9 protein-coding genes are annotated in these 12,445 nt (G+C 65.7%); 6 read left to right on the plus strand and 3 right to left on the minus strand.

Annotated features, from left to right (window positions below; genetic code table 11):
- Window positions 1-37 precede the first annotated feature (37 nt).
- Window positions 38-2,953 (plus strand): pyruvate, phosphate dikinase, encoded by a 2,916-nt coding sequence (gene ppdK, locus CIT39_RS08905; protein WP_162308421.1) that lies wholly within the window; start codon window positions 38-40, stop codon window positions 2,951-2,953.
- 483 nt (window positions 2,954-3,436) lie between these two features.
- Entirely contained in the window at window positions 3,437-4,891 is a 1,455-nt protein-coding gene (locus CIT39_RS08910; protein WP_162308422.1) for a cell wall hydrolase, read from the plus strand.
- Between the two features lie 131 nt (window positions 4,892-5,022).
- Here the strand turns inward: CIT39_RS08910 and nadC are convergent, their stop codons facing one another.
- The 3 genes from nadC to nadA are packed head-to-tail and all read right to left on the minus strand — an operon-like array spanning window position 5,023 to window position 8,627.
- On the minus strand, window positions 5,023-5,901 hold the full coding sequence (nadC, locus tag CIT39_RS08915; protein ID WP_094975867.1) for a carboxylating nicotinate-nucleotide diphosphorylase: 879 nt from the start codon (window positions 5,899-5,901) through the stop codon (window positions 5,023-5,025).
- Window positions 5,902-5,912: 11 nt separating this feature from the next.
- The gene (locus CIT39_RS08920; protein ID WP_094975673.1) at window positions 5,913-7,511 is read right to left on the minus strand and encodes an L-aspartate oxidase; all 1,599 of its coding nucleotides are present in this window, start codon (window positions 7,509-7,511) and stop codon (window positions 5,913-5,915) included.
- Window positions 7,512-7,520: 9 nt separating this feature from the next.
- A complete protein-coding gene (nadA, locus tag CIT39_RS08925; RefSeq protein ID WP_094975672.1) occupies window positions 7,521-8,627 on the minus strand; it encodes a quinolinate synthase NadA in 1,107 nt (368 codons plus the stop codon).
- 329 nt (window positions 8,628-8,956) lie between these two features.
- On the opposite strand from nadA, the gene CIT39_RS08930 reads away from it, so the two are divergent.
- From CIT39_RS08930 to CIT39_RS08945, 4 genes are all read left to right on the plus strand, one after another.
- Entirely contained in the window at window positions 8,957-10,210 is a 1,254-nt protein-coding gene (locus tag CIT39_RS08930) for an MFS transporter (protein ID WP_094975671.1), read from the plus strand.
- 41 nt (window positions 10,211-10,251) lie between these two features.
- Window positions 10,252-11,238 carry an acrylyl-CoA reductase (NADPH) gene (acuI, locus tag CIT39_RS08935; RefSeq protein WP_094975670.1) on the plus strand — a complete coding sequence of 329 codons (987 nt, stop codon included), beginning with the start codon at window positions 10,252-10,254 and terminating at the stop codon, window positions 11,236-11,238.
- Between the two features lie 112 nt (window positions 11,239-11,350).
- Window positions 11,351-11,938, plus strand: coding sequence for a hypothetical protein (locus tag CIT39_RS08940; RefSeq protein ID WP_094975669.1), 588 nt, complete (start codon window positions 11,351-11,353; stop codon window positions 11,936-11,938).
- Window positions 11,939-12,102: 164 nt separating this feature from the next.
- The gene (locus CIT39_RS08945) at window positions 12,103-12,336 is read left to right on the plus strand and encodes a DUF6894 family protein (protein ID WP_094975668.1); all 234 of its coding nucleotides are present in this window, start codon (window positions 12,103-12,105) and stop codon (window positions 12,334-12,336) included.
- Window positions 12,337-12,445: the final 109 nt, after the last annotated feature.

The following is a 12,445-nucleotide window of genomic DNA, read 5'->3' on the forward strand; positions in this document are numbered from 1 at the left end:
GCGAAATCCCATTCCTCTCGCAGGTTGTGTGCAAGCTATGGCCAAAGCCGCCTCGAAGCCCAATAAAGCTGCAGCGAAATCAAAGTCTTCCGCCAAGGCGAAAGCCGCCCCGCCGGCCCGCAAGGCGCTTGCCAAGAGCGCCCCCAAGTCGGTCGCGAAAGCTGCTGCCAAGCCGGCTGCGAAGGCTGTGACCAAGGCGGCTGTGCCGAAGGTCGCTGCGAAGCCTGCGCCAAAGAAGGCCGCTACCGTCAAGGCGTCGCCGGTTGCGGGCAAGGCCGGCAAATGGGTCTACACGTTCGGTGACGGCAAGGCCGAGGGCCGCACGGAGATGCGCGACCTGCTCGGTGGCAAGGGCGCGAACCTCGCCGAGATGGCCAATCTCGGTCTGCCGGTGCCTCCCGGCTTCACCATCCCGACATCGGTCTGCACCTACTTCTACGCTCACGGCAAATCCTATCCGAAGGAACTGCAGGCGCAGGTCGAGAAGGCGCTCGTCCATGTCGGCAAGATCACCGGCAAGGTGTTCGGCGACACCAAGAACCCGCTGCTCGTTTCCGTCCGCTCCGGCGCGCGCGCCTCGATGCCGGGCATGATGGACACCGTGCTGAACCTCGGCCTCAACGACCAGACCGTGGAAGCGCTGTCGGAATTGTCGGGCGATCGCCGCTTCGCCTATGACAGCTATCGCCGCTTCATCACGATGTATTCCGACGTGGTGCTCGGCTTCGAGCATCATCACTTCGAGGAAATCCTCGACACCTTCAAGGACGGCCAGGGCTACACCCTCGACACCGACCTCACCGCCGACGACTGGGTCGATCTGGTCGGCAAGTACAAGGATGCGGTCGCGCGCGAGACCGGCAAGGACTTCCCGCAGGACCCGCACGACCAGCTCTGGGGCGCGATCGGTGCGGTGTTTTCATCCTGGATGAACGCGCGCGCGGTGACCTACCGCAAGCTGCACGACATTCCGGAATCCTGGGGCACCGCGGTCAACGTGCAGGCCATGGTGTTCGGCAACATGGGCGAGACCTCGGCGACCGGCGTTGCCTTCACCCGCAATCCCTCGACCGGCGAGAGCAAGCTTTACGGCGAGTTCCTGATCAACGCGCAGGGCGAGGACGTGGTGGCTGGCATCCGCACGCCGCAGGACATCACCGAGGAAGCGCGTCAGGAATCGGGCTCGGACAAGGCGTCGATGGAAGCGGCGATGCCGGAGGCCTTCAAGGAGCTGACGCGAATCTACACGCTGCTCGAGAAGCACTACCGCGACATGCAGGACATGGAGTTCACGGTCGAGCAGGGCAAGCTGTGGATGCTCCAGACCCGCGGCGGCAAGCGCACCGCGAAGGCGGCGCTGCGCATCGCGGTCGAGCTCGCCAATGAAGGCCTGATCACCAAGAAGGAAGCGGTGATGCGGATAGATCCCGCTTCGCTCGACCAGCTGCTGCATCCAGCCATCGATCCCGGCGCCAAGCGCGATGTCATCGCGACCGGCCTGCCGGCTTCGCCAGGTGCTGCCTCCGGCGAGATCGTGTTCTCCTCGGACGAGGCGGCCAAGCTTCAGGCCGATGGGCGCAAGGTCATCCTGGTCCGCATCGAGACCAGCCCGGAAGACATCCACGGCATGCACGCCGCCGAAGGCATCTTGACCACCCGCGGCGGAATGACCTCGCACGCGGCGGTCGTCGCGCGCGGCATGGGCAAGCCCTGCGTCTCCGGCTGCGGCACCATCCGCGTCGATTACGGCCGCGGCACCATGAGCATCGGCTCGCGCACCTTCAAGACCGGCGACGTCATCACCATCGACGGCTCGCTCGGCCAGGTGCTCGCCGGCCGCATGCCGATGATCGAGCCGGAGCTGTCCGGCGAGTTCGGTACGCTGATGGCCTGGGCCGACCAGGTTCGCAAGATCGGCGTTCGCGTCAATGGAGATACGCCGGACGACGCGCGCACCGCGATCAAGTTCGGTGCGGAAGGCATCGGCCTGTGCCGCACCGAGCACATGTTCTTCGAAGAGACCCGCATCCGCACGGTGCGCGAGATGATCCTCTCCGAGGACGAGCAGTCGCGCCGTGCCGCGCTCGCAAAGCTCCTGCCGATGCAGCGCGCCGATTTCGTCGAGCTGTTCGAGATCATGAAAGGCCTGCCCGTCACGATCCGCCTGCTGGACCCGCCGCTGCACGAATTCCTGCCGCACACCCATGCCGAGGTCGAGGAAGTGGCGCGCGCCATGAACACCGACCCGCGGCGCCTCGCCGACCGCGCCCGCGAGCTCTCGGAGTTCAATCCGATGCTCGGCTTCCGCGGCTGCCGCATCGCGATCGCTTATCCGGAGATCGCCGAGATGCAGGCGCGCGCGATCTTCGAGGCCGCGGTCGAGGCCGAGAAGCGCACCGGCAAGGCCGTAGGCCTCGAGGTGATGGTGCCGCTGATCGCGACCAAGATGGAGCTCGATCTCGTCAAGGCGCGGATCGACGCGACCGCGCAGGCGGTGATGCGCGACACCAACACCAAGCTGACCTATCAGGTTGGTACCATGATCGAGCTACCGCGCGCCTGTCTGCTCGCGGCCGACATCGCGGAGAGCGCCGAGTTCTTCTCGTTCGGCACCAACGATCTGACGCAGACCACTTACGGCATCAGCCGCGACGATGCCGCGAGCTTCCTCGGCACCTACGTGTCCAAGGGCATTCTCCCGATCGATCCCTTCGTCGCGCTCGACCAGGAAGGCGTCGGTGAACTCGTCAAGATAGGCGTCGCGCGCGGCCGCAAGACGCGCCCGAAGCTCAAGGTCGGCATCTGCGGCGAGCACGGCGGCGATCCCGCCTCCGTCGCCTTCTGCCACAATATCGGCCTCGACTACGTCTCCTGCTCGCCCTACCGCGTGCCGATCGCCCGTCTTGCCGCCGCGCAAGCCGCGCTCGGCAAGGCAGTTGCAAGCCAGGCGTAAGGCCGAAGCGCAAGATTGAGTTGAGAGAGGCGGGGCCAAACCCCGCCTCTTTCATTTGAGCGATGTTGTTTCCATGTACTCGTTGTCATCGCCCGGCTTGACCGGGCGATCCCGGACGCCGAGACATTAGTGATTGAATCGAGAAGCCGCGGCGTACTGGATGCCCCGCTTTCGCGGAGCATGACACCGGGGGTGTGGCCGCGCTACGCACACAACGGAACCACAGGCGCGGCCCTATTGATACGCGCCAGCAAGAGTTCCTTCACCATTCGCGTTGACGGGTTGTTTACCGCTTCACGTGACGTTGCGTTTACCACCCTGCGCGATCACCCCGTGAAAACACCTGTGTTCGCTTGAGTGTGCTGCACGCGCAACGCCGATTAACGCCCCGGCAACCTAAATTAGATACTTACGATAAAGATCGAATTGCACGGATGTACTGCGTTTCGATTTTTCTGGCGTAAGCGTAGCGTGAGCGTATCGATGTCTGTGTTGCGTAACCATCCGAAGGGCGCGCGGTTCGCGTCCTTCGGCATCGGTCTCTGCATCTTCGCATTGATGCCGAGAGAGACCGGCTATCAGGATATTGCCTCTCTGCTGGCGCGCCAACCCGGCGTCGCCGAGCGTTGGCAGAAGCAGGTGTTCTCCGCGGCGTCCTCCATCCAGCTTGCCACCTACAGTTTTTCCCGCCCCATCGGCACCTCGGTTCCGCAGAGCGCGATGGTTCGCCTGGCGAGCCTCGATGGCCGCGACGTCACCGGCGCGATCGGCCGCAATCCGGCGCTGCAGGCTGCGCCGCGCTACCAGGCTTCCGACTTTCCCAAGGTCGATCGCTCGATGAAAGGTGATCGCCTCGCCATCGTTGCGCCGACCGAGGCTCCCGAAACGGCTGCGCCGGCTGCGCCACCGGCGCAGCAAGATCCCGCGACGTCGAACAGCTCGGTGTTCGGCGCCAAGACCGCCGCGCTGCCGCAGGCGATGTCGCCGGAATCTGCGGCCGCGCTCGATCCCGAGCTTCAGGAAGCGCTCCGTGCGCCGCCGCTGCCGCAATATTCCAATCCACCGCGGGTCAGCGACGCCGCGCGCGCGCTCGCGACCGCGCCGCTCGAGGCTCTCAAGCGGACCACCGCGCCAACGACGCCCGTGCGCGATCCCTTCAGCGTCAAGACCTCCAACCTGTTCTTCGGCAGTTCGTCGCTCGGCGGCAATCTGGAGAGCATCGAGAGCTGGCAGCCCGGCGCCGAACCGATGATCGTGATGGCGGATCCCGACATGAAGGTAACGGCCTCGCTGTCACCGCCGACGGTGGACATCGCCAGGGATATCGAGAGCGGCGAGAGCGTCGCGCCGAAGGGCGAGGTCAACGCCGACAACCAGCGTGCCAAATCGCCGGCGGAGCGCCTCGCGCTCGACGACAAGTCGCGCGCGAAGTCCGAGAAGTGTCTCGCCGAGGCCGTCTATTTCGAATCGCGCGGCGAGGCCGTGCGCGGCCAGATGGCGGTGGCGCAAGTCGTGATGAACCGCGTGTTCTCCGGCAAATATCCGGAAACCGTGTGCGGCGCGGTCTATCAGAACAAGCACCGCCATCTCGCCTGCCAGTTCACGTTCGCCTGCGACAACAATGCCGACGTGATCCGGGAGCCCGAGATGTGGGACCGCGCCAGGAAGATCGCAAAGGCCATGCTCGATGGCCAGATCTGGCTGCCCGAGGTCGGCAAGTCCACGCACTATCATGCCTATTGGGTGCACCCGTCCTGGGTCGCCGAGATGAAGAAGATGTACAAGACCGGCGTGCACACCTTCTATCGGCCACGCGCCTGGGGCGACGGCAGCGAGGAACCGAGTTGGGGCACCCCGGCCCAGACCGCCGCGCTGTCGGCCGAGCTCGCGCAGGAAGCGAAGAGTTCCGCCGAGATGGGTGTGAGTGAGCGAAGGTAGCGCTTCACGATAGACCGTCATGCCCGGGCTTGTCCCGGGCATCCACGTTGTTCGCGCTGTCCGGCAAGACGTGGACGGCCGGGACAAGTGTTTAGCCCGGCCATGACGTTGTGGAGGCGTTGGTGTTCCAATCACGCCTCGATATCCAGCGCGCAGTCGAAATTCGGCGCCGAATGCGTCAATGCGCCCGCCGAAGCGTAATCGACGCCGGTCGCCGCGATGGCCGCGATCGAGTCCGGCGTGACGCCGCCCGAGGCCTCCAGCTCGAGACGACCCTCGTTGATCCGCACTGCCTCGCGCAATGTTGCAAGGTCCATGTTGTCGAGCAGCACGGCGTCGGCCATTCCGGTGGCCAGCACCTCGCGCAATTGCGCCAGCGTATCGACCTCGATCTCGATCTTGACGAGATGGCCGGCGTGGCTGCGGGCGCGCTCCAGCACCGCACCGACGCCGCCCGCGACCGCGATGTGGTTGTCCTTGATCAGGATCGCGTCGTCGAGGCCGAAGCGGTGGTTGAAGCCGCCGCCGCAGCGCACCGCGTATTTCTCCAGCGCCCTCAGTCCGGGCGTGGTCTTGCGGGTGCAACAGATGCGCATTTTCGTGCCTTCGGTACGTGCGACATAATCGGCCGTGAGCGTTGCGACGCCCGACAGGCGGCCGACGAAATTCAGCGCGGTTCGCTCCGCGGTGAGAATGGCGCGCGCGGGGCCGGAGATCGTCAGCACCTGCTGTCCGCGGGCAACGCGTGCGGCATCGCGGACATGCGCGCGGACCTCGATGTCGGACGAGAGTCTTTGCAATGTTGCCAGAGCCAGCGGCAATCCGGCGATCACGCCGGACTGGCGCGCGACCAGGATGGCTTGCGCCCTGGTCGCTCCCGGGATCGTCGCAAGCGAGGTGATGTCGCCGGCGCGGCCGAGGTCCTCGTCGAGCGCGCGCTGCACAGCCGCGTCGATGGCGAGTGGTGAGAGAAAGGCGTCGGGGTTGAGCAATGAGGTCGGGGCGATCATGGGGGTCTCCATCAGGCGATCATGGGTTGCGCAGCGCGCGGCAGGGAGCTCAGGCTTTCTGCGATCTCGCGCGCCGCCGTGAGCGTGGTCATCGTTCGCTGCGCCAGCGCGGGGATTTCAGCGCGATGGTCGGAGCGGAAATGCGCGCCGCGGCTCTCGCGCCGGCTCCACGCCGAGGCAGCCACGAGCAGAGTCGAAATCGCCATGTTGCGCAGCGCGATGCTCGTCGCCTCGCGTTCGACCGCGGCGAAGTCGCGCACGGCATCCGCGAGACCCTCGCCCTCGCGGATCACGCCGACATGGACGGCCATCGTTGCGCGCAGCCGCTTCACGCTAGCTGCATCCGGCGGGCCGCCGCGCGGTGCCACCAATGCGTCGGGGAGGCGAGCAGGCGGGGGGATCGCACGGCCGGCGATGTCGTCGGCGATGCGCGCGGCGTAGACCACGCCTTCCAGCAGCGAATTCGAGGCAAGCCGGTTGGCGCCGTGCGCGCCTGTCGACGACACCTCGCCGCCGGCCCATAGCCCGTCGATCGAGCTGCGTCCGCGCGCATCCACGGCGATGCCGCCCATGTGGTAGTGCGCGGCGGGCGCAATCGGGATGATCTGCGTGGCCGGATCGATGCCGGCGGCGATGCAGCTCGCATGCACGGTCGGAAATCTGTCGGCGAAGCGCGCGCCCAGCGCCTGCCGCGCATCGAGGAAGGCGCCGCGCCCGGCCGCGATCTCGGCGAACACGCCGCGCGCCACGATGTCGCGTGGCGCGAGCTCCGCGAGCGGGTGAAGCGTAGCCATGAAACGCTCGCCGGCGCCGTTGACCAGCGTAGCCCCTTCGCCGCGCAAGGCTTCGGTGGCGAGGGGTGCGGGATCGCGGCCGACCATGATGGCGGTTGGATGGAACTGCACGAATTCCGGGTCGGCGATCACGGCACCGGCATGTGCGGCGATGGCAAGGCCGGAGCCGCTGGCTTCCATTGGATTGGTCGTGACGGCGTAGAGATGTCCGATGCCGCCGGTGGCAAGCACCACCGCGCGCGCGGCGAGCAGGAGCGGCCGTGCGGAAACGTTGCCGGCTTCGCGCAATTGAAGGCCGGCGACGGCACCGCCCTCGGTCAGGAGGGCTTCGGCAACGAGCCCCTCGATCACGCGGATCGACGGCGTACTGCGCGCTGCGTCGCTCAAGGCCGCGATGATCGCGGCACCGGCGCCATCGCCTCGCACATGGACGATGCGCCGGGCCGAATGTGCCGCTTCGCGTCCCACGGCGAGCCTGCCTTCGAGATCGCGATCGAACGGGACGCCATAGCTCAGGAGATCGTGGATGCGCGGCGCGGCCTCGCGCGCGATCCCAAGTGCGACCGCATCGTCGACGAGGCCGCCGCCGACCGCGATCGTGTCGGCGGCGTGCGCTTCCGGCGTATCGCCCTCGGCCATCGCCGCGGCGATACCGCCTTGCGCCCATGCTGAGGATGCGCCCTGTCCGAGCGGCGCGGCCGAGATCAAGGTCACCGGCCGCGGCGCCAGCTTCAGCGCGCAGAACAGCCCGGCAAGGCCGCCGCCGACGATGACGATGTCGTCGGTGCGGGTGAGGTTGTGGATGGTGTCTTGCATGCTGTGCTCTCAATTCTTCAGATTGATCATCCGCTCGACCGAACGCCGCGCACGCACCGCCAGCGCGGGATCGATCGTCACCTCTTCGCGGAGCGTCAGCAGGCTGTCCAAAATGTTCGCGAGCGTGATGCGCTTCATGTGCGGGCAGAGATTGCAGGGCCGCAGCATCTCCACGTCGGGCAGCTCGGCCCGTACATTGTCGGCCATCGAGCATTCCGTGATCATCACCAGCCGTCGCGGCCGCTTTTCGCGCACCCAGTTGATCATGTGCGCGGTCGAGCCGGTGAAGTCGGCCTCCGCCAGCACGTCCGGCGGGCACTCCGGATGCGCGATGATCCGGACGGACGGATCGGCCTCGCGTAAGGCGCGCAGCTCTTCGCCCTTGAAACGCTCGTGCACCTCGCAGGCGCCTTTCCAGGCGATGATCTTCACGTCTGTCTTCGAAGCCACGTAAGTGGCGAGATAGCGATCGGGCAGGAAGATCACGCTTGGCGCGTTCAGGCTCTCGACCACCTGCACCGCGTTCGAGGAGGTGCAGCAGATGTCGACCTCGGCCTTCACCTCCGCGGACGTATTGACATAGGCGACGATGGGCACGCCGGGAAATTTTTCGCGGAGCAGGCGAACGTCCGGACCCGTGATGCTGGCGGCAAGCGAGCAGCCGGCGCGCGAGTCGGGGATCAGCACCGTCTTGTCCGGATTGAGCAGCTTTGACGTCTCCGCCATGAAGTGCACGCCGCACTGGACGATGATATCGGCCTCCACCTTTGTGGCTTCGACCGCGAGTTGGAGCGAGTCGCCGCCGATGTCGGCGACGCAGTGGAAGATCTCCGGCGCCTGGTAATTGTGCGCGAGGATCACCGCGCCCCGCGCGCGCTTCAGCTCGTTGATCGCCTTGATGGTCGGCGCCATCAGCGGCCACTCGATCGGCGGGATCACGTGTTTCACGCGGTCATAGAGCGCCGCGGTGGCGCGCTCGACTTCCGGCGTCCATTCCAGCGAGGGCCTCGGCAGCGCGGGCCCTGTTCGGGCCGGCGCGTCCCGGGGCGAGCTGACGACCTGGCCCTGCGGCCGGCTGGCGAGATCGTCGGGACCGTAAATTCCAGTGATCGGCATCGAAGCCTCCTGTGCATGCTATTTATACTCAACATGAGCATATAAGGAGCCTGAGAAATCCGGCCGAGAGGGCCGGGGGTCGTTAGTGATATGCTCAATATGAGTAAATCGAAGTTATCACGCAGTGCCGCAGGCCGCTAGATGCCGCCGCACACATTTCCGTCAAGTCGCGCCTGGCGCGTCAGCCGGGGGCGCCAGAAATGCAATGCTCCCGCCTCAGCCCTTCGTGGAACGCAATTGTTTTCGACTTGGGATTTTCATGCAAATGCATTAAACGAACTGGCTCGCGGCGGCCGTTTGCGAATCCGCCGACGAACATGAGGAACAGCATGTCGACACAGATGGGCGAGCTCGGTTCGGTCTCCCGTTCCTCCAACTGGCGCACGCCGGCGGTCATCATCCTCTGCGGCTGCGCCATCGGCATGCTCGGCTTCGGTCCGCGCTCGGCGCTCGGCTTCTTCGTGCAGCCGATGAGCCACGAATTCTCCTGGGGCCGTGACGTGTTCGGCCTCGCCATTGCCTTTCAGAATCTGCTGTGGGGACTGGGCCAACCGGTCGCCGGCGCGGTCGCCGATCGCTTCGGCCTGTTCCGTGTGATGTGCGTCGGCGCTCTGCTCTACGCCGGCGGCCTGCTGTTGATGCGCTACTCCACGACGCCGTTGTCGCTCGACATCGGTGCGGGCGTCATGGTCGGTTTTGGTCTTGCCGGCTGCTCGTTCAACCTGGTGCTGTCGGCATTCACCAAGCTGCTGCCAGCCGAGAAGCGCGGCCTTGCGCTTGGAGCCGGCACGGCGGCTGGCTCATTCGGCCAGTTTCTGTTCGCACCGATCGGCGTCGCGTTGATCGACAATTTTGGCTGGCAGCAGGCGCTCTCCGTGTTCGGCTTCCTGATGCTGCTGATCATCCCGTTGTCACTTGCGCTCGCGACGCCGCCGGCCGCAAATCCGGCCAATGCGACGCCGGCCGACGAGCAGACCTTCACCAGGGCGCTCGCCGAAGCCTTCGGTCACCGCTCCTATGTGCTGCTGGTGCTCGGTTTCTTCACCTGCGGATTCCAGCTCGCCTTCATCACCGTGCATCTGCCGGCCTTCCTGGTCGATCGCGGCATCTCCACGCAGACCGGCGGCTGGGTGATCGCGGCGATCGGCCTGTTCAACATCATCGGCTCGCTCAGCGTCGGCTATCTCCAGAACTCGCTGCCCAAGCGCTACATCCTCTCGACCATCTACTTCACGCGCGCACTCGCGACCCTCGCCTTCATCTCGTTCCCGATCACGCCGTTCTCGGCGATCGCGTTCGGTGCGGTCTCCGGCCTGACCTGGTTGTCGACGGTGCCGCCGACCTCGGCGCTGGTGGCGCTGATGTTCGGCACGCGCTGGCTTGCGACGCTCTATGGCTTCGCCTTCGTCAGCCATCAGGTCGGCGGCTTCCTCGGCGTCTGGCTCGGGGGCATCGTCTTCGAAAAGTACGGTTCCTACACGCCGATCTGGTGGCTCTCGATTGTGTTCGGCGTGCTCTCGGCGCTGATCAATCTTCCGATCGTGGAAAAACCTGTGGTTAGGGCGGTTGCGCAGCCTGCCTGATCGGCTAAACATCCCCGGCAAACAAGTCAGGGAGTTCAGTCGTGGCCACATTCAAGGCGATCCGGATCGACAAGGCGGACAAGGGCACCACCGCCGCGCTGACGCAGTTCGACGAAGCCGAACTGATGGACGGCGACGTCACCGTCCGCGTAGAATGGTCGACGCTGAACTACAAGGACGGCCTTGCGCTCACCGGCAAGGCGCCGGTGGTGCGCCGCTTCCCGATGATCGCCGGCATCGACTTCGCCGGCACCGTCGAAGCGTCCTCGCATCCGCAGTGGAAGGCGGGCGACAAGGTCGTCTGCACCGGCTGGGGCATGGGCGAGACCCATCTCGGCGCCTATGCCGAGATGGCACGGGTGAAGGGCGACTGGCTGGTGGCCTTGCCGCAAGGCCTGTCGGCGCGCGATGCCATGGCGATCGGCACCGCCGGCTTCACAGCGATGCTCTCGGTGCTGGCATTGGAGAAGCACGGTCTCTCCCCGAAGAGCGGCCCTGTGGTGGTGACGGGTGCCGCCGGCGGCGTCGGCTCGGTCGCGATCGCCGTGCTCTCCAAGCTCGGCTACCACGTCATCGCATCGACCGGCCGCGCGTCGGAGGCCGATTATCTGAAGCAACTGGGAGCAGCCGAAATCATCGACCGCAACGAGTTGTCGGCGCCGGCCAAGCCGATCGCAAAGGAGCGCTGGGCAGGGGGCGTCGACAGCGTCGGCTCGACCACACTGGCCAATCTGCTGTCGATGACGAAATACGGCGGTGCGATCGCGGCCTGCGGCCTGGCCGCCGGCATGGACCTGCCGTCTTCTGTCGCACCCTTCATTTTGCGCGGAGTGTGCCTTCTCGGCATCGATTCCGTGATGTGCCCGATCGAGCCGCGGAAAGCCGCCTGGCAGCGCCTGGCATCCGATCTGGATCGGACGAAACTATCTGAAATCACTCACGAAATTTCGCTCGACCAAGTTTCGGAATGGGGCGCGAAAATCCTGGCAGGCCAGGTCCGCGGCCGCATCGTGGTAAAAATTGTCTAACGGCGTTCAGACTTTACCAACCAAGCTGCTTCAATGTCGCCATGGTTAGTATGGTAAGCAGCGGGTAAAGAGATAAGGCATCGCCCGCGCTGGGGTTGGTTCGGAGTTGAGCATGCTTGCGCGTATTGTGTTGGGGGTTGTCACGGCGGCAGCAACGTTTGCGCCGGCCCTTGCCGGAAGCATGAACGCCGACGAGGCGCGCCGCTTCGTGGCGGGCAAGGTGTTTGCCTTCACCTGTTTCGACGGCACCCGCGGCGCGGGCCGTATCCTGGAAGATCTCGGCGCCGCCGGCGCGGTGCAGTTCTCCGGCGCGGGCCCGGTCAAACATCTCCGCCTGCCCGGCAATACGCTCCAAATCCGCGGCCAGAACGTCTGCGCCTCGATCAAGGGCATCCCGTTCGAGCCCTGTTTCAATCTGGAAAAGACCGACGATCGCAGCTTCCGCGGCTCGGTGTCGGGGATGGGCTTCGCGTATTGCGACTTCCATCACCAGGGCGGCAACCAGATGCTGATGGCGCGCGCTGCGGCGCGGCCGCGCTCGCTGCACAGGGCAGAGCACACCGGTTCGGTCGGCCCGGCCAACACCGAAGTGGCCGCGCGCGTCGAGACGCCGCGTGTCGAGAGCAGCCGGCTCGAGCCGGTGAAATCGGAGCCCACCAGCAACGAGGGCCCGCTGGAGCTGCGCCGCTCGACCCAGTGAGACGGCCGCGCGGGACAGTCCGCGCAGGTTGTCGTTGAAGACGTCCATCGAACAACAAGCCGCCGCGCCGTAGTCATACGGACGGCGGCTTTCATGCGTTGGTAGCTGTTCGCGATCCAGTTTGCGTACGGCCGGGGGGCGCGGCCCGATAAAAGGGTTCAACGATGTCGCTGTACTTCTTCCGCATCAGTACCGGTCGCTATTCCGGCGCCGCCGACCAGCCGTACGAGTTCGAGGATCGCGCAGCCGCCTGGACCGAGATGACCGAAGTCTGCGCCAACCTGCTCGGTGGCATCGCGCGCAGCCTGAAGCCGAATGCCGAGTGGTGCATGGAGCTGCTCGACGAGAACAAGAAGCCGGTCTTTCGCATCAGCCTCCTCGGCGAGAGCTTACGCTGACGATCGCCGATCGTGCGACCGGCGTCGTCGGCCGCCGACGCGTGCAAATCCGCGAAGTCCAATTTCATCACACGTAAAAGATGCCTGAAGCCCGAGGGTTGAGCGCTCC

The organism is Bradyrhizobium symbiodeficiens, from assembly GCF_002266465.3.
Lineage (GTDB): Bacteria > Pseudomonadota > Alphaproteobacteria > Rhizobiales > Xanthobacteraceae > Bradyrhizobium > Bradyrhizobium symbiodeficiens.